Source organism: Streptomyces sp. 3N207 (assembly GCF_052246355.1).
Classification (GTDB): domain Bacteria; phylum Actinomycetota; class Actinomycetes; order Streptomycetales; family Streptomycetaceae; genus Streptomyces.
In genome coordinates this window covers 38,400-64,397 of the sequence record NZ_JBQQBV010000011.1, presented here as the reverse complement: position 1 = coordinate 64,397, position 25,998 = coordinate 38,400, and the positions used below count along the sequence as shown (strand labels likewise).

Sequence of the window (25,998 nt, the reverse complement as noted above, 5' to 3'; positions counted from 1 at the left end):
CTGCTCACTTGCCCCCTCTGCACCCTCCTCGGGCCGCACACGCTTTGCGAGCGATACCCTTAGGGGGTATACATGACTCGTGCGCTACCGATACCCCTTGCGGGTATGACAGAGTGGGCACGCGAGACTGTTGACCTGGAGGGACCATGTCCGCGACGCATGAGAGCACCGAGAGCACCACGGGCGCCGAGTTCACGGGTGCCGGTCGCCCGGCCGCCGGAACGGAGGTCGAGCTGGCGATCGGCGGCATGACCTGTGCCTCTTGCGCCGCCCGTGTCGAGAAGAAGCTCAACCGGATGGACGGCGTCACGGCGAGCGTCAACTACGCGACGGAGAAGGCCAAGGTCAGCATGGACGAGGGCGTCCAGGTCGCCGATCTGATCGCCACCGTCGAGGCCACCGGCTACACGGCGGCCCCGCCCGAACCGCGGCGCCGGGAACCTGGGCCGGAGCCGGGGTCGGGGTCGGGGTCGGGGTCGGAGGAGGACGGTGCGGGCACGGCCGTCGAAGGGGGCGTCCGGGACGAGGAGTTGCTCCTCCTGCGGCAGCGGCTGATCGGCTCGGTGGTTCTCTCCGTGCCCGTGATCGCGATGGCGATGGTCCCGGTCCTGCAGTTCGAGTACTGGCAGTGGCTCTCTCTCACGCTGGCTGCGCCGGTTGTGGTCTGGGGTGCCTGGCCCTTTCACCGTGCGGCGTGGACGAATGCGCGGCATGGCGCGGCCACCATGGACACCCTCATCTCGCTCGGCACCTCGGCCGCGATGCTGTGGTCCCTGTGGGCGCTGTTCTTCGGCACGGCGGGCATGCCCGGAATGAGGCATCCCTTCGAGTTCACGATCGGGCGGAGCGACGGTGCGGGGAACATCTACCTGGAGGCCGCCGCGGGTGTGACCGCGTTCATACTGGCCGGTCGGTATTTCGAGGCCCGCTCCAAGCGGAAGGCCGGCGCCGCACTCACGGCGCTGCTGGAGCTGGGCGCCAAGGAAGTCACGGTGCTGCGCGACGGGCGTGAGGTGCTGATCGGCACCGGGGAGCTGGCCGTCGGCGACCGTTTCGTGGTCCGGCCCGGGGAGAAGATCGCCACGGACGGGGTCGTGGTCGAGGGCAGTTCGGCCGTGGACGCCTCGATGCTGACCGGTGAGTCCGTGCCGGTGGAGGTCGGCGCCGGTGACAATGTCACCGGCGCGACGCTCAACGCGGGCGGCCGGCTGGTGGTCGAGGCCGGCCGGGTCGGGTCCGACACCCAGCTGGCGCGGATGGCCCGGCTGGTCGAGGACGCCCAGAACGGCAAGGCCGCCGCCCAGCGCCTGGCGGACCGTATCTCGGCGGTCTTCGTGCCCGTGGTGATCGGTCTGGCGCTGGCCACGCTCGGCTTCTGGCTGGGCAACGGGGCGGGGCTGAGCGCCGCCTTCACCGCGGCGGTTGCGGTGCTGATCATCGCCTGCCCGTGTGCGCTGGGCCTGGCCACGCCGACCGCGCTGATGGTCGGTACCGGGCGCGGCGCCCAGCTCGGCATCCTGATCAAGGGACCCGAGGTGCTGGAGAACACCCGCAAAGCCGACACCATCGTGCTGGACAAGACCGGCACCGTCACCACCGGCACCATGACCCTGCTCGACGTTCACGTCGCGGACGGGACCACCCAACAGGAGGCCCTGCGGCTGGCGGGCGCGCTGGAGAACGCCTCCGAACACCCCATCGCCCAAGCCGTGGCCAAGGGCGCCACGGCCAAGTACGGCACGCTGCCCGCCCCCGAGGACTTCGCCAACATTCCCGGGCTCGGCGTCCAGGGCCTCATCGAGGGCCACGCGGTACTGGTAGGGCGCGAGAAGCTCCTCGCAGACCGGTCACTGGAGCTGCCGTCCGAACTGGCGGCGGCCAGGCAGGAGGCCGAGAAGGCAGGCCGTACGGCCATCGCGGTCGCCTGGGACGGACAGGCCCGTGCCGTGCTGGAGATCGCCGACGCGGTCAAGCCCACCAGCGCCGAGGCCATCGGGCGGCTGCGCGGCCTGGGTCTGCGGCCTGTGCTGCTGACCGGGGACAACCGTACCGTCGCCGAGTCGGTGGCCGCCGAGGTCGGCATCGAGCCCGACGACGTGATCGCCGAGGTCATGCCGGAGGACAAGGTCGAGGTTGTCAAGCGCCTCCAGGAGCAGGGGCGTTCGGTCGCGATGGTCGGTGACGGCGTCAACGATGCGGCGGCGCTGGCCCAGGCCGATCTGGGCCTGGCGATGGGAACCGGCACCGACGCGGCCATCGAGGCCGGCGATCTCACCCTGGTACGGGGCGACCTGCGCGTGGCCGCCGATGCCATCCGTCTCTCCCGGCGCACCCTGGCCACCATCAAGTCCAACCTCTTCTGGGCCTTCGCCTACAACGTCGCCGCCCTCCCACTCGCCGCAGCGGGCCTGCTCAGCCCCATGATCGCCGGCGCCGCAATGGCCTTCTCCTCCGTCTTCGTCGTCGGCAACAGCCTCCGTCTGCGGAGTTTCCGCGCCCCGAAGGGGCGCGGGGAACTGCGCGACCAGCCATAACACACCCGCAGTCCGGAACGGCGGCCAGCGGCACCCTCAGGCTGCCCGCGGCGGGTCCGAGCCCGCCGGGCGGACCGCGTAGGGGCCGAAGCGACGGCGGGCGCGATCGGCCGCCGCTTCCGCACGGCGGGCTTTTTCCTCCCTTACGTCGAACGAGAGCTGATGGGCGGCAAGCTCAGTGGTAGTCAACTCCTCAGCGCGAAGCGCAACTTCGCGGACCCGGGCCCGCTGGAGAGCCAGCGCGTCGTGCAGCGCGTAGGCCACGGTGGCCAACGCGGGGGTGTGGGCCGTGGGTTCGGGGAGCGTGCGGGTACGGGTGGTGGCGGAGCGGTCGGCGTAGCGGACGGTGAGGGTGAGGGCCCGGGCCACCTGCTCCTCGGCGCGCAGCCGGAAGCCCAACTCGTCGGCGAGGGTGAGCAGTACGCCCCGGCGGCGTACGGCATCGAGTTCGTCCCGCTCGAAGCGGTGCTCGGCGCTCGCCGACCGCGGCGGTGCCGTGGGGGTGACGGGCGTGGGGTCGATGCCCCGCGCGCGCTCGTGCAGCCGCCGGCCCGGTGCGGCGCCGAGGATGCGCTGGAGGGTGGCAAGCGGCGCGGCGGCGAGCCTGCCGACGCTGTCAAGCCCGTACGCGCACAGTGCCCGCGCTGTCGCCGGGCCGACCCCGTGCAGCGCGGCCACCGGCCTGCGATCGAGGAAGTCGGCGGCCTCCTCGGGGCGTACCTCGCGTACCTGTCCCGGCTCGCCCGCCTGCGCGGCCATCCGGGCGAGCAGCGGACTGGCGGCGACGCCGATGGTGCAGTCGACGCCGTACAGGGCGAGCGCGCGCAGCCGTACGAGCCGCGCCAGTTCGGCCGCGTCCCGCCCGAAGTACCGCAGTGCGCCCCGGACATCGGCGAGCGCCGCGTCCGGCGGGAGGGCCTGGACGACGGGGGTGATGTCGGTGAGCAGGGCGAGGAGCGCGTCGTACCGTTCAGGCGTGAGGTCACCTGTGGGGTCACCGAAGTGCACATAGAGCACGTGCGGTTCGCCCGGCGCGTTCGCGGATCTGTCGTTCATCCCGCGCTCCCTGTGCTGGAGTGCCACATCTTGCGGAGCGCCTTGGGCGAGCCCGCCTGCTCGCCCGCGGGGCGGAGGTCGGCCCAGGGGTGCATCTCGTAGCCGGGGGCGACCTCGATGGTGCGGCCGGGCCCGGTGGCGGACTCCCCGCTGCCCTCCGCGGGTGCGCCCAGCCACGCGGTGACCGCCTCCAGGCCACCCTCGCGGCGCAGTTCGACCAGTTCGGCCAGGTCCCAGGCCGCGGAGCCGACGACGGTGAGGCTGCGCGGGCCGCGCCGCTGGACCACGCCGCGCACCAGCAGCAGCCAGGAGTGGAAGACGGTGTGGGCGCAGGCCGCGTGCGAGTCCTCGAAGAAGGCGAGATCGGACAGGCCGGTGCCGTCGTCCAGGGTGGTGAAGATGACGCGCTTGCCCGAGGCGAGCGGCGGCGTCTGGGTGGCGGCCTTGGCGCCCGCGATCAGCACCGTCTCGCCGTGCCGTGCCGAGCGCAGGGTGCGGGCCGAATGGGCGCCCAGCTCCCGCAGGAAGGCGACATGGTCGGCCATCAGATGGCGGGAGGTGTCCATGCCGAGGACGTCGAGCTCGGCGCCGAGGCGTTCGCCGCTGTCCAGGTCGGGCAGATGGACGGGCTCGGCCTGTTGCGTCGTACCCACTGTGCTGCCCGATCCAGGGGACTCCCCCAGTGCCAGCTGTCCCTCGCGCGCCCCCGCCGCGCGCTGGGCGCGGTGCAGTTCGGCGATGTGCAGCAGCAGGTCGCGGCGGTTGCCGCCGGGCGCGAAGGCGTCCAGCGCACCGATCTGCGCAAGGCGTTCGGCCACGGGGCGGGAGGGGCGGGCCCGGCGCCAGAAGTCGCTGAGCGAGCCGTAGGGCTGTCCGGCCTCGATGCGGGCGGCGTCGGCCTCGCTGATGCCCTGCACCTCGGCGAGCGCGAGTCGCAGCCCCCACACCCCGGAATCGGACTCCAGTTCGATCCGATAGGAAACCGAGGACCGGTTCACATCCAGCGGCAGCACCGGCACCCCGCGCCGCCGCGCGTCCGCCAGCAACAGCCGCTTGGGGTACATGCCCGGGTCGTGCTCCAGAAGCCCGGCATAAAAAGCAGCAGGACGATGCGCCTTGAGCCATGCCGACTGGTAGGTCGGTACGGCGAACGCCACGGCGTGCGCCTTGCAGAAGCCGTACGAGCCGAAGGACTCCACCACCTCCCAGGCGTGGGCGATCACTCCGGCCGTGAACCCCTGCCGCGCGGCCGCACGTTCGAACCAGAGCTTTGCACTCGGCCGCTGCTCGTCGTCCTTGAGCACCCGCCGCACCTCGTCGGCCCGGCCCCGGTCGCAGCCGGTCAGCCGGGAGAGGATGCGGATCACCTGTTCATGGAAGATCGCCACCCCGTACGTCTCGGCCAGCGGCTCCTCCAGCGCCGGATGCGGATGACGGATACGGCGCCTCCCGTGCCGGGCCTCGATGAAGGGGTTGACCATGTCGGCACCGACCGGCCCGGGCCGGAAGAGGGAGATGTCGACAACCAGATCGTGGAAGGTCTCCGGCTGGAGCCGCCCGACCAGATCGCGCTGGCCCGGCGACTCGATCTGGAAACAGCCCAGCGTCTCGGAAGCGCGGATCAACTCATAGGTCGCACGATCGCCCTCCGGAACGGCATCCAGCTCGATCCGCTCCCCCGTCGCCCGCTCCACCTCGGCAACCGCGTGCGCCATCGCCGACTGGAGCCGGACACCCAGCACGTCCAGCTTGAGCAGCCCGAGATCCTCCACGTCGTCCTTGTCGAACTGCGCCATCGCGAAGCCCTCGCCGCTGGTGGGCACGACGGGCGTACGGGCACGCAGCGACGAGTCCGAGAGCAGCACCCCGCACGGGTGCATGGCCACCCCGCGCGGCAGCCCGTCCAGCGCCTCCACCAGCTCCCAGAACCGCTCCCCGTGCTCCGTGGGCACCCCTTCCCGCCGCAGCTGCTCCAGCTCCGGCAGCTCGGCCAGTGCGGCGCGCGCGTCCCGCGCCCTGATGTGCGGGAACGCCTTGGCGAGCCGGTCGGTCTCGGCCGGGTCCAGGGCCAGCGCCGCGCCCACGTCGCGGATGGCGTGCCGTACCCGGTAGGTCTCGGGCATCGCGACGGTGGCCACCCGCTCCTCGCCGAAGCGTTCGAAGATGGCGCGGTACACCTCCAACCGCCGGGCCGACTCCACATCGATGTCGATATCCGGCAGCTCGGCCCGGCGCGGCGAGAGGAACCGCTCCATCAGCAGCCCGTGCGCGACCGGATCGGCTTGCGCGATGCCCAGCAGGTGGGTGACGAACGACCCGGCCCCCGACCCGCGCGCCGAGACCCGGATCCCCAGCTCCCGGGCATCCTCGACGATGCGCGCGACGGTCAGGAAGTACGAGGAGTAACCAAGCCCCTCGATGACGGCCAGCTCCTCGTCCAGCCGCCGCCAGCGCGCAGCGTCCTTGTCGTAACGGCGAGTGACCATTGCGGCGGCGCAGCGCGAGCGCAGGGCACGTACCGCCGTACGACCGCCGGTCCCGGCCAGATGCGGCTCGGGAAAGTGCACCCGGCCCAGCCCCAGGTCCTCCTCCGGATCGACCCGGCAGGCTTCCGCGGTCTCTTCGGTGAGGGCGAGCAGCCGGTGTGCGGTGCTGCGCCGGTATCCGGCGGCCTCCGCGATCCGCTCCGCCGCCTCGGCCATCTCGGCCGACCCCTTCAGCCAGCGTTCACCGTTGTCCAGGCCCTTGCGCGGGTCGACGGGGACGAGGCGGCGCGCGGCGTCCAGCACATCGGCGACGTTCACCTCGGCTGCCGGTGCTGCCGGGTCGGCGTAGCGCACGGCGTTGGTCAGTACGGGCTTCACTCCCTCCTGGGCCGCCAGCCCCAGCGCCCTGGCCGCCTCCCGCAGCGGCCCGGAGCCCGTGACGGCCAGCCGGAGGGCGGCACCGTAGATCTCCCGCCACCTGGCGAGCAGGGCCGCGGCACGGTCGGGGCGCCCTGCGGCGAGGGCGCGGCCGACGTCGGAGTCGGCGCCCAGCAACACGGTCACGGCTTCGCCGCGCAGCGCCGCCCAGGGGAGGAGGGGCTTGTCATGGTTGCCCTGCGTGCCGGCGTGCGCCGCGGTGATCATCCGGCACAGTTCGGCCCAGCCGTGGGCGCCGTCCCGGGCGAGGAAGACGACCCGCTGGGCCGACTCATCGACAAAGCTTCCGCCTCTGACCGGCGTACGGCGGCGGCCTCCGGCCCGTGCGCTGTCCTGGTTCGCCGCCTGTTCGACGGCGAGCTCGACCCCGTACACCGGGCGCACCCCGGCCCTGGTGCATGCCTTCGTGAAGCGGACGGCTCCCGCGACGGTGTCCCGGTCGGTGAGGGCGACCGCTTCCATTCCCCGCTCGGCGGTGCGCTCCGCGAGGGATTCGGGGTGGGAGGCGCCGTAGCGCATGGAGAAACCGGAGGCTACGTGCAGGTGTGTGAACCTCCGCATCGTCTGTCACCTCCGCATCCTCTGTCGCCCTCGCCTCAGTGCCCCTCCCTTTGTCCCGGGCCACCACCCTAAACCAGGAAGTCGAACTTGTATTCGATTACCACCCCCCGCGCGGGAGGGGGCCGCCGCTTGAAGCCATTGACGTAAGAGCAGCCCGCCCGGGAGCTGCCGCCATTTGTCCGCACGTGGCGCCCATATCTGGGGTTGGAGCAGTGGGTACCGTCATCCACCCCGGATAGGCCGTTGGGGGGGCGGAGCCCGACGATCCGACGGAGCAGGGTCCCGCCGTACTCGCCGTACGCTGTCTGCAGGGGCTGACCGCGGGACTGCGCACGCCCCGCGCATAGCCCGCCGCGTGCAGCTCTCTCCCCGGTGCCGGGCTGTGACCGAAATCAAAGTACTGGCACCCCGTACCCGGCACCGTGCAGGGTAGGGGCACGCACGACACCAGCGCGGCGAAAGGCGCAAGCCTCACAAAGCCGCGCGTTCAGCGAAAGGCAGAAGGAGCCCCATGAAGGTCGGGATTGTCGGAGCCACCGGTCAGGTCGGCACAGTGATGCGCGAGATTCTGGCCGAGCGTGATTTCCCGGTCGACGAGCTGCGCCTGTTCGCCTCCGCGCGCTCCGCGGGCCGGACGCTGCCCTGGAAGGACGGCGAGGTGACCGTCGAGGACGCGGCCGCTGCCGACTACACCGGGCTGGACATCGTCCTGTTCTCCGCAGGCGGCGCCACCTCGAAGGCGATCGCCGAGAAGGTCGCGGCGCAGGGCCCGGTCGTCATCGACAACTCCTCGGCCTGGCGGATGGACCCCGAGGTGCCGCTGGTCGTCTCCGAGGTGAACCCGGACGCGGCCAAGCGCCGCCCCAAGGGCATCATCGCCAACCCGAACTGCACCACCATGGCCGCGATGCCGGTGCTGCGCCCGCTGCACGAGGAGGCGGAGCTGACCGCGCTGGTCGTCGCCACCTACCAGGCGGTCTCCGGCAGCGGTCTGGCGGGCGTCGCCGAGCTGGAGAGCCAGGCCCGCAAGGCGGTGGAGAACGACGCCGCGCGGCTGACCTTCGACGGCGAGGCGGTGGACTTCCCCGAGCCGGACAAGTTCAAGCGCCCCATCGCCTTCAACGTGCTGCCGCTGGCCGGCTCGATCGTCGACGACGGGCTGGCCGAGACGGACGAGGAGCACAAGCTCCGCAACGAGAGCCGCAAGATCCTGGACGTCCCCGGGCTGAAGGTCTCCGGCACCTGTGTGCGTGTCCCCGTCTTCACCGGCCACTCGCTCCAGGTCAACGCCCGTTTCGCGCGCCCGCTGAGCCCGGAGCGCGCCGCCGAACTGCTCGCCGAGGCGCCGGGCGTGGAGCTGTCGCCGATCCCCACCCCGCTCCAGGCGGCGGGCAAGGACGTCAGCTACGTGGGCCGGATCCGCGCCGATGAGACGGTGGAGCACGGCCTGTCGCTCTTCCTGTCCAACGACAACCTCCGCAAGGGTGCCGCGCTCAACGCCGTACAGATCGCCGAGCTGGTCGCAGCCGAGCTGAGCTGACAGCCCGCCTTCGGATCCTCCGGAGGCGCACGGCACGACGGAACCCCCCGGACCAGGTCCGGGGGGTTCCGCTGTGGGGGGTTCGAGCCCCTCCGCGTAAGGGGCTCACCAGGATCCCGCGTGGTGGCCGGATGCTGCGAGCAGCCGGTGGGGGGTCAGCCGATCTTGGCGCCCAGCGCGTCGAGCGCGGCGGGCACCGGCTGGAAGTAGGTCTCGCCGCCGGAGGAGCAGTCACCGCTGCCGCCGGAGGTCAGACCCAGTGCCTTGTCGCCCGCGAAGAGCGAGCCGCCGCTGTCGCCGGGCTCGGCACACACGTCGGTCTGGATCAGCCCGTCGACGGTGCCCTCCGGGTACGAGACGGAGGCGTCCAGCGCCTTGACCGTGCCGTCGTGCACCTGGGTGGTGCTGCCGCTACGGGTGACCTTCTGGCCGACCTCCGCTTCGCCGGCGCCGGAAATGGCCTGCTTGCCACCGTCGTAGAGGTTGACCTCGCTCGGGTGCTCGGTGTCGCCGGAGTAGGTGGCGATGCCGTAGTCGGCGCCCGGGAACTTGCCGTCGCCGCTCTCGGCGATCGGCTGGCCGCCCTCCTTGTCGGACCAGGAGGCGATCGCGGTGGTGCAGTGGCCCGCGGTCAGGAAGCCGGGCTTGCCGTCCTTGGTGGTGACATTGAAGCCGAGCGAACAGCGGCTCCCGTCGCCCCAGATGGCGTCGCCACCGGCGATCTTGGTGGTGAACTTGCCGTTGGTGCGCTTCAGCTCGGCCTTGTCACCCTGGGCCTTGAGCTGCTTCTTCAGCTTGTCCAGCTTGGCGCCCTTGACCGTGCTGTCGGCGGTGACGACAACCTTGTTGGTCTTCACGTCGACGGCGCGGGCCGTGCCCGTGACATCGTTCTTGGTGAGGGCGTCCTTGGCGGACGTGAGCTGGGAGAGCGTGTGCTCGACGACCCGGGCCTTGGCTCCCGCCGCCTCGACCTTCTCCTTGGCCGCGTCGTCGGTGACGTTGACGACCAGTTGCTTGGCCTTGGCGTCGTAGTAGGAGCCCGCGTCACCCTTGAGGTCCGAGGTGAGCTTGGAGGCGAGCTCGGCCGCCGAGGTGGCCGAGAGGGTCTTGGCCGTGGGTGCTTCCGGAGCGGCGTTGGCGGTGGTGACCGTGAGCGCGCCGGCCGCGAGGGCCGCGGCGCCCGCGCCGGCCAGCACTATCCGCCGCTTGGGAACGCGTCGGTGGTTGGACAACGTGAAACCTCCAGTGGGGGGTTGGGCCCGCCCGAGTTGGGGGCGGTCCCGGAGGATGTACGGACACGAGCCTCTTACCCAAGAGGAAGTCGCGTCCATGCCAACTTGTGCGCCGAGTATTGCGACCCACCGATCCCCGCACAAGGTTCAGTTCGCGTCAGCCGACCGGAAGTTCGGTCCGCCCGTCAAGGTGCCGAACGTCCCTTCCTGTCCCCGACGTCCGGTAGCGCGAACACGCGGGGCGACAGTGCGTGTTCGCGTCGTAAGGAATGGACCTGTCCGGTATTCATCCCCCAACGGCCCGATCGCGACGCCGGATCGAAGCACTCCGCAGCCGCCCGCACCCGCGTGCACGGCGCCTCGCCACGCGTGCAACCCGAACACACCCGCGCACGAAGAAGCATCCCCACACACACGGAAGTGCCCGTACACGCACCCAGGGAGCGTGCACGGGCACAAGGCCGAGCTGTATCAGTGCAGATGCTGGTGATACCGGCGCGCCTCGGAGAGGCAGTACGTCAGTAGACGCTCACGCCGTACGCGCTGAGTGCCTCGGTCACCGGCTGGAAGAAGGTCGTTCCGCCGCTGCTGCAGTTGCCGCTGCCGCCGGAGGTCAGGCCGAGCGCGGTGCCGCCCCGGTAGAGGGGGCCGCCGCTGTCGCCGGGCTCCGCGCACACGGTGGTCCGGATGAGGCCGGAGACGATGTCGCCGCCGCCGTAGTTGACCGTGGCGTTGAGCCCGGTCACCTGACCGCTGTGGGTGCCGGTGGTGCTGCCGCGCCGGGTCACGCTCTGGCCGACGGACGCGTTGCCCGCGCCGGTGATGTCGACGCTGCCCACGGTGCCGGGGTGCGGGACGGAGGAGTTGCTGTAGCGCACGAGGCCGTAGTCGTTGCCGGGGAAGCTGGATCCGGCGGTGGGACCGATCAGGGTGGTGCGGCTGGAGTTGGTGTACCAGTTGCCGCCGAGCTCGGTGCAGTGTCCGGCGGTCAGCAGGTAGTAGGTGCTGCCACTGCGGACGTTGAAGCCGGCCGAGCAGCGGGCGGAACCGGTGTAGATGGCGTCCCCGCCCGAAACGTACTTCTGGAACGTGCCCTTGACGTGCTCGATCTCCACCGCGCCCGCGCTCTTGCCTGCGGCGCGCCGGATCTGCGCGATGTCGGCTCGCGAGACGCGGCTGTCGACCGCGACGACGAGCTTGTTGCTCTCCTTGTCGACGTGCCACGCCGTGCCCGCGACATCGGCGGCGCGCACGGCGTCGCCTGCCGAGTTGAGCTGACTCGCGGTGTAGGTGTGGGGGGACGGAGCTTCTGCTGAGGCCGTGGCCGGCGCGATGAGCGCCCCTGCCGCTGCCATGCCCGACGCGACGGCGATCAGCCGGCTGCGTCTGCGACGTGCCATGTTGTCGATGGCTTTTGTGCGTTTGATCCTCACTTTTCCTCCCGTTCAGGGAAAACCAAGCGTGCTCCTGACAAACGCTGAATGGAGTATTCGCCGTAGTTTTCCGGCCCCGCAAGGGTGTCTTTCGGACTCCTTGAGTCCAGTTCGCGTGCCGCCAACGCCGTTTGATGCCGGGCGAAGGGGGGAGGAGACGGACCTGGCCAATCCCTGGCCGGCCCCCTGGTCAACCTGGGAGCACGGCGGGGCGGTCGCTCACTCGGATGTCACCGGCGACAATCCGGTCCGGTCTGAACGTGGACAATGTGGAGCATCCTGCGCCCCGTCACCAGCCGTTGAACACTCAGGACCTGACAGAGCGCCACCCTTTTGTGCACCAGAACCGTCACGAATGCCGTGCCGGACGGGTAACCGCTTGGCGCATCATCAGCATCATGGACGACCATAGGGGTTGCGGACCCGCGGCGGAGCGCTAAGAACGGTGGGACACCGCGCAGAGGAGAGGAGGCGTCCATGGGATCGGTGCGCAAGGCGAGTGCCTGGCTGGGCCTCGTCGACGACAGCGAGATGCGGTACTACGACTATGCCGACGGTGCGGACGGCCCCGCCGACGGTCCGGAGCCCGGGGACGCAGCACGCGAGCCGTGGGTCACCGACCCCAGAGTCCGCGTCACGGCCGAGACGGCACAGGACCAGGGCACCAAGATCGCGACGGTCAGCCCGGACTGCTTCCGTGACGCCCGCGGCATCGGCGAACTGTTCCGGGACGGCGTCCCGGTGATCGTGAACCTCACCGCCATGGAGTCCGCCGACGCCAAGCGGGTCGTCGACTTCGCGGCGGGGCTGACCTTCGGTCTGCGCGGTTCCATCGAGCGGGTCGCCAACCGTGTCTTCCTGCTGACGCCGCCCGACTACAGCGTCGTCACCAACGAGGACCGCCGGGACCCGGGCGGCTTCTTCAACCAGAGCTGACCTCCGGAGGGGCTTCCCAACAGCCCCTCCGGAGCCGGGAAACCGCTATCCGCGGAAGGCGTCGACCCCGGTCAACGCCTTGCCCAGCACCAACTGGTGCATCTCCACCGTCCCCTCGTACGTCAGCACGGACTCCAGGTTCGTGCTGTGCCGCATCACGGGGTACTCCAGCGAAATCCCGTTCGCCCCCAGCACGGTCCGTGCGGTGCGGCAGATGTCGATGGCCTCCCGCGTGTTGTTGAGCTTGCCGAAGCTGATCTGCTCCGGCCGCAGCCGCCCCGCGTCCATCCGCCGGCCCAGGTGGTGCGCGAGCAGCACCCCCTTGTGCAGTTCGACCGCCATGTCGGCCAGCTTGGCCTGGGTGAGCTGGAAGGCGGCCAGCGGCTTGCCGAACTGCTCCCGCTCCGTGGCGTAGGACAGCGCCGCCTCGAAGCAGGTTCGCGCAGCGCCCATCGAGCCCCACACGATCCCGTACCGGGCATGGCTCAGACAGCTCAGCGGGCCGCGCAGACCCTGCGCTTCGGGCAGTACGGCGTCCGCGGGCAACCGCACCTCGTCGAGCACGAGTTCACTGGTGACCGAGGCACGCAGCGACAACTTGTGCTTGATCTCGGGCGCGGAGAAGCCCGGGGTGTCGGTCGGGACGACGAAACCGCGGACCCCCTCGTCGGTACGGGCCCAGACCACCGCGACCCCGGCAACCGAGCCGTTGGTGATCCACATCTTGCGGCCGGTGAGCACCCAGTCCGAGCCGTCGCGCTTGGCGTAGGTGCGCATGCCACCCGGGTCGGAGCCGTGGTCGGGCTCGGTCAGCCCGAAGCAGCCGATCAGCTCGCCGGCGGCCATCGACGGCAGCCAGCGCTGCTTCTGCTCCTCGCTGCCGAACCGGTGGATGGCGTACATCGCCAGCGACCCCTGGACGGAGACCAGGGAACGGATGCCGGAGTCGGCTGCCTCCAGCTCCAGACAGGCGAGGCCGTACTGCACGGCACCGGCGCCCGCACAGCCGTAGCCGGTCAGCGACATCCCGAGGGCGCCGAGGGAGCCCAGTTCGCGGGCGAGCTCCCGGATGCCGGGCAGCTCGCCGCGCTCGTACCAGTCGGCGACATACGGCAGGACTCGGTCGGCGGCCCAGGAGCGCACGGTGTCGCGCACGGCACGGTCCTCGTCGCCGAGCAGGTCGTCGATCCCCAGCGGGTCGTGCGCGTCGAACGCGGGCAGCGAGCTCATGGCAGCGCCTTTCGGTGGTGAAGCTCACGCGGTGAGAACTCACGCGGAGCACGATCACGGCTACCGAGCTGACGCTACGGCTGGGTAACGCCCCGCGACAAGGGGTGCCCGGAGCGTCCCTGCTGGTCCTCCGGAGTGCTGTTCCGCTCCCCCCTACCGCTCTCCGCGGTGTTGCAGGTGCTGTCCATCCTGCGGGGCAGCCGCAGCGCCGCCAGCGCGCCGAACAGCAGCAGACAGGCGCTGACCAGCAGGGTCACATGCAGCCCCGTGACGAACGAGGAGCGGGCCGCGGACCGCAGCGCCTCGCCGTGGGCGCCGCCGAGGTGTCCCGCGACCTCGTACGCCTCCCCCAGCGAGTGGCTGGCGTCCGCGCCGGTGCTGCTGGGAAGGCCGAGGCGCTGCGCTGCGGCGCGTACGCCGGGGCCGTATGCGGCGTTCATCACGCTGCCCAGCAGAGCGATGCCGATGCCGGCGCCGAGCTGGTAGGCGGTCTCGCCGACGGCCGCCGCGCCGCCGGACTGGCCGGGCGGCGCCTCGCTCAGCATGGACTCGTAGCAGCCGAACAGGGTCGTCTCCAGGCCGAAGCCCAGCAGCACGAAGCCGCCGATCAGCAGCCCTGGCCGGTCGTGCTGGCCCACACCGGTCAGACACAGCACGGCCAGCGCCGTGACCACGAAGCCGAGCGCGACCATGACACGCGGCCCCAGCAGCGCCAGCAGCCGGGAGCCGAGGAGCCCGGCGGCGATGGCGGCGACGGACAGCGGCAGCAGCCGCAGCCCGGTCTCCAGCGGGGAGAGCCCGAGGACGAGCTGGAGGTACTGCGCCGCGATCAGCGCGAGCCCGACCAGCGCCAGCACGGTCAGCACGATGCAGCCGACGGAGGTGCCGAAGGCGGCGCGGGTGAGGGTGCCGAAGTCGATCAGCGGGTGGGGGCGCCGGTGCTGGCGGCGGACGAAGAGCGTGATCAGTACGGCGCCGGTCAGCAGCGGCAGCCAGCACAGCGGGGTGAGCAGCTCGCCGCCGCCCGCCTGTTTGACGCCGAGTATCACCCCGAAGAGCCCGAAGGCGGCCATCATGGCGCCCAGCACGTCCCACGGGCCGTCGCTGCCCTTGGCGGACTCCGGCAGCAGCCACCGTCCCACCGGAAGGCTGGCCGCCATCAGCGGGATGTTGATCAGGAAGACCGAGCCCCACCAGAAGTGCTCCAGCAGCGCCCCGCCCACCAGCGGCCCGACGGCCGCGCCCACCGCGGCGACCGCGCTCCAGATGCCGACGGCCAGCGCCCGCTCCCGGCGGTCGGGGAAGACCTCCCGGAGTATCGAGAGCGTCGCCGGCATGATCATGGCGCCGCCGACCCCGAGCAGCCCCCGCGCGGCGATCAGCACGCCCGGAGTGTGCGCGTACGCGGCGGCGGCGGAGGCAGCGGCGAAGAGCGCATAGCCGAACAGCAGCACCCTGCGGGTGCCGATCCGGTCGCCGAGCGTGCCGAAGAGGATGAGCAGCGAGGCGCACACCAGCGGATAGGTGTCCACGATCCACAGCAGCTCGATCGAGCCGGGCCGCAGGTCCTCGGAGACGGCGGGCACGGCGACGTGCAGCACGGTGGCGTCGACGGCCACCAGGAGCAGGCTCGTGCACAGCACGACGAGCACGATCCACCGGTTCACGTCTCCGCCCGGCTGCCGCGCTCCCGCTCCGCTTTCGGGGACGTCCGCCGCCTTCCGCGATATGGCCGTGGTCGTCCCGGACATGTACGCACCTCCTGTTGCTCTCGCACCCGCGGGGCGGACCGTGGGGGTGGGGGACGGCTGCCCGGGTCGCGGCGACCTGTCCGCGCACGGCCCGGTCGGCGTCGACGTCCGGCCCCGATGAAGAGGGCGAGTGCCGGTCAGCGTACGCGAACCGGCGCGCGCGTCCAGCGTTCCCCCATTCAACAGGTGGACCGTCGCCGGTGCATCTGCCCGAGGCGCGGCAGTCCATGACCGCGGTTTTCCAGCCATTTCCCGGCTCCGGCCGCACCGGCGCCGGTTTCCGTCCCGCTGACCGCCGCATCGGGCCGGTGGCCAATAATCGTCCGAATGACTGACCTCGCCGCCGATCCCGGCAAGCCCCAGGCCCGGACCGCCACCGCGCACGTCCGTACGAAGGCATGGCGCCGGCCCGCTGCCGCGCTGCTGGCGTACGCGGGCGTGCGGGCGCTGGGCCTGGTCGTGCTGGCGGTCTGGAGCACGGCGCGCGGCACGAGTGCGCACACGCTGCTCACGGCCCGCTGGGACGCCCTGTGGTACGTCCGGGTCGCCGACGGCTGGTACGGCTACCGGATACGGCTGCCGGACGGCGGGGTCCACTCGGACCTGGCGTTCTTCCCGCTGCTGCCGGCGCTGGAGCGGGGGCTGGCCGAGCTCTCGCCGCTGAGCGCTCCGGACGCCGGGATGGCGGTGAGCTGGCTCTCCTCGCTGGCGGCGGCCTGGGCGCTGTATCTGACCGGTGCGCGGCTGCACGGGCACCGTGCGGGGCTCTGTCTGGCGGTGCTGTGGGCGGCGGTGCCGGTCGGTGTGGTGCAGTCGATGGCCTACAGCGAGTCACTGTTCACGGCGCTGGCCGCATGGGCACTGTGGTCGGTGCTGACCGGCCGGTGGATGTGGGCCGGGACACTGGCGGCGCTGGCGGGGCTGACCCGGCCGGTGGGGGCCGCGGTGGTCGCCGCGGTGTGGATCGCGGCGCTGCTGGAACTGCGGCGGGAGCGACGGGGGCCCGGGGCGCGGATGGCGCTGGGACTGCTGCTGGCACCGGCGGGCTGGTTCGGGTACGTCGTGTGGGTGGGATTCCGCACAGGAAGTGTCACTGGATATCTGGACATTCAGGGGCAGTGGGGCAACGGCTTCGACGGCGGCTGGGCGTTCGCCGGCTTCATCTGGAAGAACCTGACGGGCACCGTCGTCGGCGGCCTCGGACTGCTCGCGGGCGTCGCGCTGGTGATCTGGCTGTACGTGCTGTGCGTACGGCAGCGGCAGCCCGCCGCGTTGCTGGTGTACGCGGGCGTGGTGGTGGTTCTCGCGCTGTGCGCCAAGGGGTACTTCGGCTCGAAGCCGCGGCTGCTGCTGCCCGCCTTCCCGCTGCTGCTCCCCGCGGCGGCCGGACTGGCGCGCTGGAATACGGCACGTACGGCTGCGGCGCTGTGCGCGCTGTCGGCTGCGTCGGCCTGCTACGGCGCCTGGTGGCTCAACGGCACGGGCCCGCCGTGAGATCCGGGGGCGCGGGCGTGAGCGCGTGCACTGGGAAAACCCGGTGCGCTGACGGGGAATGGAGAAAATTCACGTCAACCCACCTGTGACCGAAGTCGCTTCGGCGTCCCGTCCGGCCAATCAATCGGCCCCGGAATCATGGGAGATAAACAGAACCTAAGCCTGCGCGGGGCGCTTTTGCACATCACATCGCCATCACGAAAGGGCCGTCGTCGCCGAAGTGACTCTTCACGCCCGGTAATCTCGATTAGGTGCGTACCGACCGAATCTTCTCCCGGCTGGAGCAGGAGCCTCATCGCCCTCGCGGACCCTTCCCGCGGATGAGCCCTGTCCGGCTGGGCCTGTTCAGCGCCACGGTCGCCTTCTATCTGGCGATCGTGGTCGCCGTGCTGGGCACAACGTGGCTGGTGCAGCTCGACTGGCAGGTCATGCTCTTCCGCCCGTACAAGCAGTGGCCCGCCATCCACGGCTTCCTGGACGCCTTCGTGGTGCTGGGCCAGCGCGGACCCACGGCGGTGCTGGTCGCGGCCTGGCTGGGCTGGCGCTCCTGGCGGCAGCGCACGCTGCGGCCGCTGCTGGCGCTGGGGTTCGCGCTGCTGCTGCTCAACGTTTCGGTCGGCGCCGTCAAGATCGGTCTCGGCCGCCTCGGGCCGCACTACGCGACCGAGATCGGCTCGGCCGAACTGTGGGCGGGCGGCGATATATTCCCTTCCGGGCACACCGCCAACGCCGTGGTGACCTGGGGCATCCTCGCCTACCTGGCCACCACTCCGCGGGCCCGCCGCTGGCTGTCGGTCGTCGCCGCCGTCTTCGCGCTCGGTGTGGGCGCGACCACCGTCTATCTCGGTACGCACTGGGTGAGCGACGTACTCCTGGGCTGGGCCGCCGGGCTGCTGATCCTGCTGGGGCTTCCGTGGTGCGAGCCGGCGCTCGCCCGGGTCGAGGCGCTCGTCTTCGCGCTGCGTGAACGGTTCAGCACGGCAGGCGCCTCGCCGGCACCCCGGCCCGGTCCTGTCGCCCCGCCCGCCGCGCAGCCTGTGCACGCGCGGCAGCCGCTGGTCGGGGCGCGGGTGCCGGCGCAGGACTCCGGGGGCGGGGCACGCACGGCGCTGCCGCGTACGGCCGACGAGGCGCGGGCCCCGGCCTCCTCGCGCTACTGACGGGCGGCTACTGACGCGCTGCGCCGAGCGCCGCTGACGGCGGCCCTCAGCCGGGCCAGCAGCGCACCACCTGACCGTCCTTGACCGCCAGGTTCAGCCGTCCTGTGACGTACTCCATGGTGATGATCGCGTCCGGGTCCAGTTGACGCACACTGGTCCAGCCGCGCTCCCGGGCACGTCGTTCGGCCTCCTGAGCGGCGAGGCCCACATAGCTCTCCGGGTCGTCGTCGGGGGGTTGCGGTACTGCGGATTCCGGTGCCATGGGGCCACCGTATGCGGACGGCCACAACAGCCGGAAGTCCCGCCTTCGCTGCGGCGGCGTCACGCTTGCGTCACAACGCTCGGTGCACGGTCTCCGTTGCCCGCTTCACTCGTACGTGGCTTCCGAGTATCCACCCAGCACACAATTCGACGAATTCCATATTCCGCTTCCGGCGCCGCAATTAACGGTGTTGACGACTGTCTTATAAATTCCGGAACTGCGCGGGAAGAGCAACTGAAATCTGGCGGAAGGGTTCCCCGGGGCTGTTTAGCGCCCCTCCCGCCCCCGCGCCGCCGGGGCCAGCGAGCGGGACAGCCGGTCCCGCAGCAGGCCGATGTACTCCGTCAGCTCCGCCGGCTCGCGTACCTCGAAGTCGAAGCCGAGCATGAGCACATGGACCAGCAGCGCGTCCAGCGAGACAGCGCCGGTACGCAGCAGACAGCTGTGGTCGTCCACCGCCTCCAGCGTCCCGGCCGACATCGAAATCCGCTCGGCCGCCTGCTCCATGGGCGCGTGCAGCAGCAACGTGGCCCGCGCCGGATAGACGCGGGTGGACACGCCTTCGGACACCCACGCCGCCAGGTCCTCGGCCGGGGGCGTACGGGGCTCGAAGCGGGGACCGTGCGGTGGGGTGAGCGTGATGCGGTCCGCCCGGAAAGTACGCCAGTCGGCCCGGTCCACGTCCCAGCCGACCAGGTACCAGCGGCGGTGGGTCGTCACCAGCCGGTGCGGCTCCACGACGCGGCGGGAGGGGGCGCCGTCATGCTTCTCGTACTGGAAGCGCAGCCGTTCATGGTCGCGGCAGGCGTGGGCGAGCTCGGCCAGGGTGCCGGCGTCGACGGCGGGCCCGCGGTGGCCGCCCACCATCGGAACGGTGAACTCGCTGAGCGCGCCCACCCTGCGGCGCAGCCGGTGCGGAAGGACCTGCTCGAGTTTGACGAGGGCTCGCGCCGAGGCGTCACTGATGCCCTCGACGCCGCCGCCGGCCGCCCCGCGCAGCCCCACGGCGACGGCGACCGCCTCCTCGTCGTCCAGCAGCAGCGGGGGCAGCTGGGCCCCGGCGCCGAGTTGGTAGCCGCCTGCCGTGCCGCTGGTGGAGTGGACGGGATAGCCCAGCTCGCGCAGCCGGTCGACGTCCCGGCGGACGGTGCGGGGGCTGACGCCGAGCCGCTGGGCGAGGGCGTTGCCCGACCAGTCGCGGTGGGTCTGCAGCAGTGAGAGCAGCCGTAGCAGGCGTGCCGAGGTCTCCAGCATGAGCTGGAGTCTTTCACTGCAGTTGCGCCGGCGCCCCGCGCCCCTTCGGGGCGCAGCCCCCTCGCCGGAACAGCACAACTAGTGCGTGCGGTCCACGCGTACTGCCAGGTCGTTGTCGAGCGTGTAGTAGGGCTTCGCGGTGGCGATCGGCGGCTCGGCAGCCGGACGTTGGCCGGTGCGCGGTTCGACGGCGTGCGCGGGGTAGGTGAAGATCCGTTTCTTGTCGGGGACGTCGTCCAGGATGCGCGCGATCCGCACCGCCTCCGCCCCCTCCGCGGGACGCAGCCACAGGTCCCACAGCCGGTTTCCGGCCAGCGGCGGATACGGCAGTACGGCGCTGAACCCCCGCTGCTCGTGCCCCTCCGCTGCCGCCTCCACGACGACCGGCGCGCTCTCGCCGCGCCGGGGCCACGCCTCCACCCGCGCGGTGTCCGACATCTCGGCTCCGTACAGCCGTCCGTTCAGCGCCAGTACGCCGTCGCTCACCCGCAGCACGCCCGCCTCGGCGTGCGGCCAGCGCGCCCAGGCGCGGACGCTGAGGTTGCCGTGTTTGGTGGCGTACGGGATGCGGACGCCCAGCCAAGTGCGGCTCTCGTGCGGGACGCGGTCGACCAGCGAGCGCAGGTCGTTGACGCCGGGGGCCAGTCTTCGGGGGGCGCACCCGGCGCGTACGAGGAAGACGTTCCAGCGGCCCTCGGTCAGCCGCACGGTGCTGGGCAGAGCGGCGCGCAGCGTGCCGGGTTCCGCCTCCTGCACGGGGACCAGTGGCAGCCGGACCTCTTCCGTCTCGCCCGAGGGGCCCGGACGGCGGCGCAGCAGCAACCCCGCGTCCCCGCCCTGTGCTTCGGCTGCCGGAAGTCTCAGGTCGAAGGTGAGGCCCCCTGCGCTGTCGGCGGTGCAGTCGGCTGCCGGGCCACGCTGGGCGGGCTTCGGGCGCACGGGCTCTCCGGGGTCTCCAGCGGTCCGGGGGTGCTTCTTCCCTGCGGCGGTGAGAGGGGCGAGCGGGCCGTCCGCGGGGGCCGCGACCCCGGGGGTGACGTTCTCGGTGGTGCTTCCGCTCATGCTGTACCTCCTCCTGGGAGCGCTCCCGGCTGCCCGATGCCGATGAGGGCGTCCTTGACGGCGTAGGCCCCGCTCAGCAGCGAGCCACGGGTGCGGTGCAGTCCGCGGCTGCCCTTGCCGACAAGATCGCGCAGTATCGACTCGTAGCGGGCCCCGACGTGGGCCGGGTCGAAGCGCGCGGAGTCGGCGAGCGCTGCCCGGCCCATGCGGCGGCGCAGTTCGTCGTCGTTGATCAGTCCGAGGAGCGCTCCGGCGACGGCGTCCTCGTCTCCCATGGGGACGAGCCTGCCGTCGACGCCGGGGCGGACTATCTCGGCGGGCCCGTGCGGGCAGTCCGTGGCGACGACGGGCAGCCCGCAGCGCATGGCCTCGACGATGGTCATGCCGAACGACTCCAGGCTGGAGGTCACGGCGGCTATCGAGCCCTTGGCCCACTCGGGCTCGATGGGATGGGTGGGGCCCATCAGGAAGACATGGTTGTAGAGGCCGAGTTCGTCGATGAGAGCACGCAGCCCCGGCCGCTCCCGCCCTCCCCCGTAGATCCGCAGCCGCCAGTCGGGCCGCTCGGCCACCACCTTGGCGAAGGCCCGTACCAGCAGGTCGTACCGTTTCGCCGGGGCCAGCCGGCCCGCCGCGACGACCCATTTGCTGTTGCCGTCGGCCGGGGTGACGCCGGGCTCCGGCACGCTGTTGGGCACGGCGTCTATCCGCACGCCGGGCAGCCGCAGCAGTCGGCGGTAGTCGGCGGCGTCGGCCTCGGTGACGGTGGTCAGCCCGTCGAGCTGGGGATAGGCCCTGCGCAGCACCAGCTTGAGGCGGCGAGAGTGGAGCGCGAGGGTGAGGTGCTCCTGGCCCAGCCGTACGGGTCCGCGTCTGGTCTGGCGTGCGATGTGGGTGTTGAGTCCCGGCCGGGTGCCGATGACGACATCCGCCTCGGTGCTGCCCAGGTGTTCCCCGATGAGGCGGTCGGTCAGGCCGCTGTACATCGGGTACTTGCCGTCGGCCTCGGGGAAGACCCGGGCGGGCAGCGTGTGTTCGGCGCCGAGGTCCTCCGGCGAGCGCACCTCGCGGGTGTCCACGAGATGACGGAGCCTCACCCCCGGCCCCGGGTCGAAGACGGGGCGTTCCCTGGTCCGGAAGACCGAGACAACCTCGACGTCGTGGTGTTCGGCCAGACTGCGAGCCAGGTTGTAGGTGGTACGGACGGTTCCCCCGATGGCGTACCCGTTGTGGAGCAAAAATGAAATGTGCATTTTACCCGAGTCCCACGCATCCTCGCGGTCAGTCCCCCTCTGTCCGCCTGTCACCGAGCTAGACCGTTAAGTACCGGGAAGGGTTGGGCACGTTGAGCAGCTTGTTTCAGAAGCGTTCTGAATGGTTTTACCTCTGTGATCCCGTGTTGGAAACTTTCTCCGCGCGTGGAACGTTCGGGATCGGACAAGCACAGGCGACGGCCCCGTCGGGCGCGGTGCTTGCCTGACGGGGCCGCTCAGCCTGGGTGAGCCGTGCAGAACTCAGACCTTGAGCTTCTGGCCGGCGAGGATCCGGTCGGGGTCACCCCCGATGACGTCCTTGTTGGTGCCGTAGACGTCCTTCCAGCTCTTCCCGTGCGCTGCCGCGATCGAGCCGAGGGTGTCACCGCTCTTGACGGTGTAGTTGCCGGAGCCCTCGCGCACGGAGCCACGGTCGGGGTGCGAGGCAGGACGGTCGTCCGACCCGGACCGGGACTGCGGTGCGGACTGCTGCCCGGCGCCCTGTCCGGACTGCGCCGACCCGGTGGCCGGCTGGGACGTCTGCGGCGGCGTGCCGGAAGCTCCGGCCTTTGCCGAGCAGTTGGGCCAGGCACCCCAGCCCTGAGCCTGCTGAACCTTGGTGGCAACAGCGATCTGCTGCTCCTTGCCGGCCTTGTCGGCGGTGGGCGCGTAGGCGCCTCCGCCGTACGCCCGCCAGGTGCTGGACGAGAACTGGAGACCGCCGTAGTAGCCGTTGCCGGTGTTGGTCTGCCAGTTCCCTCCGCTCTCGCACTGCGCGATGCGGTCCCACACTCCGTCGTTCGACGCCGCCGAGGCCGTCGGAGCCGTGGCGGCGAGCAGGGCGAGCGGGGCGGCGAGACCGGCACCCGTGAGCACTGCTGTACGACGCTTGGACAAATCAAACCCTCTCCACGAACCCGGGAATCCCCCTGTTGTTCCCCCGCGTGAGCAAGTGCTGGTCGGCGCATCGGACGCCCGCGCTCGGCTCCGCCTGTCCCGGGTGGTGCTCGTTGCACCGCCGTGGAATGTAGAGAGCGCCTCGCCCGAGTTTCAACCAGAAGCATGTCTTTGCAGGCCATGCGCCGGTTACCGGGTATAACATCGGTTTTAGGACACCCCCCAAACGCCCTTATTCCGGGCAGTAGTTGACAGCCCGACCCCTCTCTTGTGAGTCACTTCACCCTCGAACTCTCTTGGCGCTGCCAGTTATTGACGGGGGGTGAACTGTTCCCCCGCTTGTGTGACCGGTTGCGTACGAACCGGGGACGCGCGCAGGCGCATCCGCGTGACCGTGACCACAGATCACCCGTTGTCCAGGCGAACAGGAACCCAAAGCCAGGAGCTCCCGTGCCCCCCATGCTCGATGTCAGCGACGCCGTACGCGCAGAGATCGGCGAAGCAGAAGCCGACAGGCTGCTCGCCGGAGAGAACGCCCCAGGAGACTACGACTGCACCTCGTGCCGCACCCGGGGCAACACCACCCGGGAGCGCACCAGCACCGTACTGTTCGTCGGCGAGGAGACCGCCGTCCTCGCCTTCGCGCACGCGGCCTGCATCGCCTCCCAGGTCGTGACCGTCGCCGAGGACCAACTCCAGGGCGCCGTACGCTCCCTCTCGAACGAGACGGCTCCGCCCACCGGACACACCGGGCCACCGCCCCCGTCTGCCACCCCCGCTCCGGCAGCGCCCGCCCCCTCGCCCGCTGTGCCTGCCCCGGCGGCTCCCTCCCGCGCGGGAACGCCGGAAACCGGGCCGCGACAGGCGGTGCTGGGGGTCACCTGCGGGCAGGTCCTCATCGACGGCTCCCCGCACCCGGCCATCGTCGTCGAGCCCACGGGGCCCATCGCGCGCCCCGGGTCGGAGGGGTCGGGTGACGACTTCCTCCCGCTGCTGATCGAGCAGGGCTTCATGCCGGTCACCGATGTCGCCCGGCTGCCCGTACCGGTGATCGGCTGGTCGGTGCTGGTGGCCATGGGGCAGCTGCACGCAATCTTCCAGCCGCCTGCCTCACCCGGCGGGCAGCCGGTCGCCTGGTGGCAGGCGCACCAGCCGCTCGCCGTCACCGAGGGCTGGCGCACGGCGGCGGCCAAGAGCCACACCGTGGTGGTCTACGCGGCACCCGCCGGCTCCATCGGGCCGCAGCCCCGCGAGGACCTGATGCGCGAGGCACTGGAGAAGGCGGCGGCAAGCGGCGTCCTGGTCGCCGGCACCATGCCGCTGACGGGCACATGAGCCACCCGCAGCGGCCGGGCACGAACCGCCCCCGGCCGCAGGGGGCGACCGGGGGCGAAGGCGTCCACCAGCAGAGCACGTACGAACAGGGACAACCCGTGCGATCAGGTCATTCGTCGCACGGGCCCGCATCCGGGGCGCCGCACGGTCGTTGGGCAGACGTGCAGCAATACGAGCCTCTCCGAGCCCACCACTCCCACCTCGCCCACGGGCGTGCCGTGAGCGCGTCCAGCGCCCCGGCGGTCCCCCGGATGCGGACGCCGCACAGCTCGTCCCCTGAAGGGTCCACACCGATCTACGACTCGCTGTACGCGGAGTACCGCAGACTCTTCCGAGCGCTGCCCGGCGACCGTACGGGCGAGGAGGAGCTGCGCTTCGAGGGGTTCGGCACCGTACACGGCACGGGGACGGGAACCTGGGGCGACCAGGAGCAGTCGGCCGCCACCTGGCACAGCCCCGCCTGGCACCTGCCGGCGCTGCCCCCGGCCCCCCGCCACGGCCACCACCACTGAGCCGGCCCGGCGGGGGCACGGGCTGCCCGGCACCCCGGCCGGGCGGCCATGACGGGGGCTACTTCTTGCGGCCGCGCTTCTCGCGGACCCGCACCGAGATCTGCACCGGCGTTCCCTCGAAGCCGAACTCCTCGCGCAGCCGCCGTTCCACGAAGCGCCGGTAGCCGGCCTCCAGGAAGCCGGAGGCGAACAGCACGAACCTCGGCGGCCTGGTGCCCGCCTGGGTGCCGAAGAGGATGCGGGGCTGCTTGCCGCCGCGCACCGGGTGCGGGTGCGAGGCGACGATCTCGCCGAGGAAGGCGTTCAGCTTGCCCGTCGGAACCCGCGTCTCCCAGCTCTCCAGCGCGGTCTCGATCGCCGGGACCAGCTTCTCCATGTGCCGCCCGGTGCGCGCCGAGACGTTGACCCGCGGTGCCCAGCGCACCTGGACGAGGTCCCGCTCGATCTCCCGCTCCAGGTAGTAGCGGCGCTCCTCGTCCAGGGTGTCCCACTTGTTGTACGCCAGCACCACGGCCCGGCCGGAGTCGACGGCCATGGTGATGATGCGCAGGTCCTGCACGCTGATCGACTCGCTGACGTCGATCAGTACAACTGCGACCTCGGCCTTCTCCAGCGCCGCCGCGGTGCGCAGCGAGGCGTAGTAGTCAGCGCCCTCGGTCATGTGGACCCGCCGCCTGATGCCCGCGGTGTCGACGAACTTCCACGTCCTGCCGCCGAGTTCGATCAGCTCGTCCACCGGGTCACGGGTGGTGCCGGCCTGCTCGTTGACGACGACGCGCTCCTCGCCCGCCACCTTGTTCAGCAGCGAGGACTTGCCGACATTGGGGCGGCCGATGAGGGCGACCCGGCGCGGCCCGCCCAGCGGGGTGCCCTCGAACGTCTGCCGGGGCGCCTCCGGCAGCACCTTGAGCACCTCGTCCAGCATGTCCCCCGTACCGCGCCCGTGCAGTGCCGAGACGGGGTACGGCTCGCCCAGGCCCAGCGACCACAGATAGGCGGCGTCCGCCTCGCCCGAGGGGCCGTCGACCTTGTTGGCGCACAGCACCACGGGCTTGCCCGCGCGGCGCAGCAGTTTGACGACGGCCTCGTCGGTATCCGTGGCGCCCACCATGGCGTCCACCACGAACACCACGGCGTCGGCGGCCTCGACGGCGAACTCGGCCTGCGCCGCGACGGAGGCGTCGATGCCCAGAACGTCCTGCTCCCAGCCGCCGGTGTCGACGACCTTGAAGCGGCGGCCCGCCCACTCGGCCTCGTACGTGACCCGGTCCCGGGTGACGCCCGGACGGTCCTCCACCACGGCCTCACGGCGGCCGATGATCCGGTTCACCAGCGTCGACTTGCCGACATTGGGACGGCCGACGACGGCGAGGACCGGCAGCGGCCCGTGCCCCGCCTCGCCGAGCGCGCCCTCGACCTCCTCCTGGTCGAAGCCCTCCTCGGCGGCGAGCTCCATGAACTCGGCGAACTCGGCGTCACCCAGCTCGCCGTGGACGTGCTCGGTGCCGTAGTCGGCGGGGTGCATCTGGTCGTTCATGACGTCTCGTCCTCGTCGTTCAGCGGGTCTGTTCA

At 71.3% G+C, this 25,998-nt stretch carries 19 protein-coding genes; 7 read left to right on the top strand and 12 right to left on the bottom strand.

The window, feature by feature from the left end; genetic code table 11:
- Positions 1-146: 146 nt before the first annotated feature.
- Positions 147-2,534, top strand: a complete 2,388-nt coding sequence (locus ACTWP9_RS18515; protein ID WP_443247304.1) for a heavy metal translocating P-type ATPase — start codon at positions 147-149, stop codon at positions 2,532-2,534.
- Positions 2,535-2,570: 36 nt separating this feature from the next.
- Here the strand turns inward: ACTWP9_RS18515 and ACTWP9_RS18510 are convergent, their stop codons facing one another.
- Both ACTWP9_RS18510 and ACTWP9_RS18505 read right to left on the bottom strand, forming a co-directional pair.
- Positions 2,571-3,590, bottom strand: a complete 1,020-nt coding sequence (locus ACTWP9_RS18510; protein WP_443247303.1) for a DNA polymerase Y family protein — start codon at positions 3,588-3,590, stop codon at positions 2,571-2,573.
- Positions 3,587-7,075: a DNA polymerase III subunit alpha gene (locus ACTWP9_RS18505; protein ID WP_443247302.1), complete on the bottom strand. Its 3,489-nt coding sequence runs from the start codon at positions 7,073-7,075 to the stop codon at positions 3,587-3,589. The genes ACTWP9_RS18510 and ACTWP9_RS18505 overlap by 4 nt, the downstream gene beginning before the upstream one ends.
- A 511-nt stretch (positions 7,076-7,586) precedes the next feature.
- On the opposite strand from ACTWP9_RS18505, the gene ACTWP9_RS18500 reads away from it, so the two are divergent.
- Positions 7,587-8,615 carry an aspartate-semialdehyde dehydrogenase gene (locus ACTWP9_RS18500; protein WP_443247301.1) on the top strand — a complete coding sequence of 343 codons (1,029 nt, stop codon included), beginning with the start codon at positions 7,587-7,589 and terminating at the stop codon, positions 8,613-8,615.
- A 155-nt stretch (positions 8,616-8,770) separates the two neighbouring features.
- Here ACTWP9_RS18500 and ACTWP9_RS18495 read toward each other — a convergent pair whose 3' ends face one another.
- Positions 8,771-9,847 carry a S1 family peptidase gene (locus ACTWP9_RS18495; RefSeq protein ID WP_443247300.1) on the bottom strand — a complete coding sequence of 359 codons (1,077 nt, stop codon included), beginning with the start codon at positions 9,845-9,847 and terminating at the stop codon, positions 8,771-8,773.
- A 518-nt stretch (positions 9,848-10,365) separates the two neighbouring features.
- On the bottom strand, positions 10,366-11,280 hold the full coding sequence (locus ACTWP9_RS18490) for a S1 family peptidase (RefSeq protein ID WP_443247299.1): 915 nt from the start codon (positions 11,278-11,280) through the stop codon (positions 10,366-10,368).
- 477 nt (positions 11,281-11,757) lie between these two features.
- Here ACTWP9_RS18490 and ACTWP9_RS18485 point away from each other — a divergent pair, with 477 nt between their 5' ends.
- Positions 11,758-12,216, top strand: coding sequence for a cell division protein SepF (locus ACTWP9_RS18485; protein WP_443247298.1), 459 nt, complete (start codon positions 11,758-11,760; stop codon positions 12,214-12,216).
- 45 nt (positions 12,217-12,261) lie between these two features.
- Here the strand turns inward: ACTWP9_RS18485 and ACTWP9_RS18480 are convergent, their stop codons facing one another.
- Both ACTWP9_RS18480 and ACTWP9_RS18475 read right to left on the bottom strand, forming a co-directional pair.
- On the bottom strand, positions 12,262-13,446 hold the full coding sequence (locus tag ACTWP9_RS18480; protein WP_443247297.1) for an acyl-CoA dehydrogenase family protein: 1,185 nt from the start codon (positions 13,444-13,446) through the stop codon (positions 12,262-12,264).
- Between the two features lie 74 nt (positions 13,447-13,520).
- Entirely contained in the window at positions 13,521-15,197 is a 1,677-nt protein-coding gene (locus ACTWP9_RS18475; protein WP_443247296.1) for an MFS transporter, read from the bottom strand.
- A 327-nt stretch (positions 15,198-15,524) separates the two neighbouring features.
- On the opposite strand from ACTWP9_RS18475, the gene ACTWP9_RS18470 reads away from it, so the two are divergent.
- Positions 15,525-16,691 (top strand): glycosyltransferase family 39 protein, encoded by a 1,167-nt coding sequence (locus ACTWP9_RS18470; protein ID WP_443247295.1) that lies wholly within the window; start codon positions 15,525-15,527, stop codon positions 16,689-16,691.
- A 251-nt stretch (positions 16,692-16,942) separates the two neighbouring features.
- Positions 16,943-17,851 (top strand): phosphatase PAP2 family protein, encoded by a 909-nt coding sequence (locus tag ACTWP9_RS18465; RefSeq protein ID WP_443247294.1) that lies wholly within the window; start codon positions 16,943-16,945, stop codon positions 17,849-17,851.
- A 46-nt stretch (positions 17,852-17,897) separates the two neighbouring features.
- Here ACTWP9_RS18465 and ACTWP9_RS18460 read toward each other — a convergent pair whose 3' ends face one another.
- From ACTWP9_RS18460 to ACTWP9_RS18440, 5 genes are all read right to left on the bottom strand, one after another.
- Positions 17,898-18,113, bottom strand: a complete 216-nt coding sequence (locus ACTWP9_RS18460) for an I78 family peptidase inhibitor (RefSeq protein WP_443247293.1) — start codon at positions 18,111-18,113, stop codon at positions 17,898-17,900.
- Positions 18,114-18,380: 267 nt separating this feature from the next.
- On the bottom strand, positions 18,381-19,367 hold the full coding sequence (locus ACTWP9_RS18455) for a helix-turn-helix transcriptional regulator (RefSeq protein WP_443247292.1): 987 nt from the start codon (positions 19,365-19,367) through the stop codon (positions 18,381-18,383).
- A 78-nt stretch (positions 19,368-19,445) separates the two neighbouring features.
- On the bottom strand, positions 19,446-20,429 hold the full coding sequence (locus ACTWP9_RS18450; protein ID WP_443247291.1) for a hypothetical protein: 984 nt from the start codon (positions 20,427-20,429) through the stop codon (positions 19,446-19,448).
- The gene (locus tag ACTWP9_RS18445) at positions 20,426-21,682 is read right to left on the bottom strand and encodes a glycosyltransferase family 4 protein (protein ID WP_443247290.1); all 1,257 of its coding nucleotides are present in this window, start codon (positions 21,680-21,682) and stop codon (positions 20,426-20,428) included. The genes ACTWP9_RS18450 and ACTWP9_RS18445 overlap by 4 nt, the downstream gene beginning before the upstream one ends.
- Positions 21,683-21,943: 261 nt before the next feature.
- Complete coding sequence (locus ACTWP9_RS18440; protein ID WP_443247289.1) at positions 21,944-22,579, bottom strand: transglycosylase family protein; 636 nt, start codon at positions 22,577-22,579, stop codon at positions 21,944-21,946.
- Between the two features lie 459 nt (positions 22,580-23,038).
- Here ACTWP9_RS18440 and ACTWP9_RS18435 point away from each other — a divergent pair, with 459 nt between their 5' ends.
- Together ACTWP9_RS18435 and ACTWP9_RS18430 are read left to right on the top strand one after the other, a co-directional pair.
- Complete coding sequence (locus ACTWP9_RS18435) at positions 23,039-23,914, top strand: hypothetical protein (protein ID WP_443247489.1); 876 nt, start codon at positions 23,039-23,041, stop codon at positions 23,912-23,914.
- Between the two features lie 251 nt (positions 23,915-24,165).
- Entirely contained in the window at positions 24,166-24,426 is a 261-nt protein-coding gene (locus tag ACTWP9_RS18430; RefSeq protein ID WP_443247488.1) for a hypothetical protein, read from the top strand.
- A gap of 58 nt (positions 24,427-24,484) precedes the next feature.
- Here ACTWP9_RS18430 and der read toward each other — a convergent pair whose 3' ends face one another.
- A complete protein-coding gene (der, locus tag ACTWP9_RS18425; protein ID WP_443247288.1) occupies positions 24,485-25,963 on the bottom strand; it encodes a ribosome biogenesis GTPase Der in 1,479 nt (492 codons plus the stop codon).
- Between the last annotated feature and the right edge of the window lie 35 nt (positions 25,964-25,998).

Bases quoted from the DNA above. Each gene is read 5' to 3' on its own strand.
- ACTWP9_RS18435 (WP_443247489.1), top strand. From the start codon at position 23,039: ATGCTCGATGTCAGCGACGCCGTACGCGCAGAGATCGGCGAAGCAGAA.
- ACTWP9_RS18480 (WP_443247297.1), bottom strand. From the start codon at position 13,446: ATGAGCTCGCTGCCCGCGTTCGACGCGCACGACCCGCTGGGGATCGAC.
- ACTWP9_RS18500 (WP_443247301.1), top strand. From the start codon at position 7,587: ATGAAGGTCGGGATTGTCGGAGCCACCGGTCAGGTCGGCACAGTGATG.
- ACTWP9_RS18455 (WP_443247292.1), bottom strand. From the start codon at position 19,367: ATGCTGGAGACCTCGGCACGCCTGCTACGGCTGCTCTCACTGCTGCAG.
- ACTWP9_RS18460 (WP_443247293.1), bottom strand. From the start codon at position 18,113: ATGGCACCGGAATCCGCAGTACCGCAACCCCCCGACGACGACCCGGAG.
- ACTWP9_RS18515 (WP_443247304.1), top strand. From the start codon at position 147: ATGTCCGCGACGCATGAGAGCACCGAGAGCACCACGGGCGCCGAGTTC.
- ACTWP9_RS18505 (WP_443247302.1), bottom strand. From the start codon at position 7,075: ATGCGGAGGTTCACACACCTGCACGTAGCCTCCGGTTTCTCCATGCGC.
- ACTWP9_RS18510 (WP_443247303.1), bottom strand. From the start codon at position 3,590: ATGAACGACAGATCCGCGAACGCGCCGGGCGAACCGCACGTGCTCTAT.
- ACTWP9_RS18450 (WP_443247291.1), bottom strand. From the start codon at position 20,429: ATGAGCGGAAGCACCACCGAGAACGTCACCCCCGGGGTCGCGGCCCCC.
- ACTWP9_RS18445 (WP_443247290.1), bottom strand. From the start codon at position 21,682: ATGCACATTTCATTTTTGCTCCACAACGGGTACGCCATCGGGGGAACC.
- ACTWP9_RS18485 (WP_443247298.1), top strand. From the start codon at position 11,758: ATGGGATCGGTGCGCAAGGCGAGTGCCTGGCTGGGCCTCGTCGACGAC.
- ACTWP9_RS18470 (WP_443247295.1), top strand. From the start codon at position 15,525: ATGACTGACCTCGCCGCCGATCCCGGCAAGCCCCAGGCCCGGACCGCC.
- ACTWP9_RS18430 (WP_443247488.1), top strand. From the start codon at position 24,166: ATGCGGACGCCGCACAGCTCGTCCCCTGAAGGGTCCACACCGATCTAC.
- der (WP_443247288.1), bottom strand. From the start codon at position 25,963: ATGAACGACCAGATGCACCCCGCCGACTACGGCACCGAGCACGTCCAC.
- ACTWP9_RS18475 (WP_443247296.1), bottom strand. From the start codon at position 15,197: ATGTCCGGGACGACCACGGCCATATCGCGGAAGGCGGCGGACGTCCCC.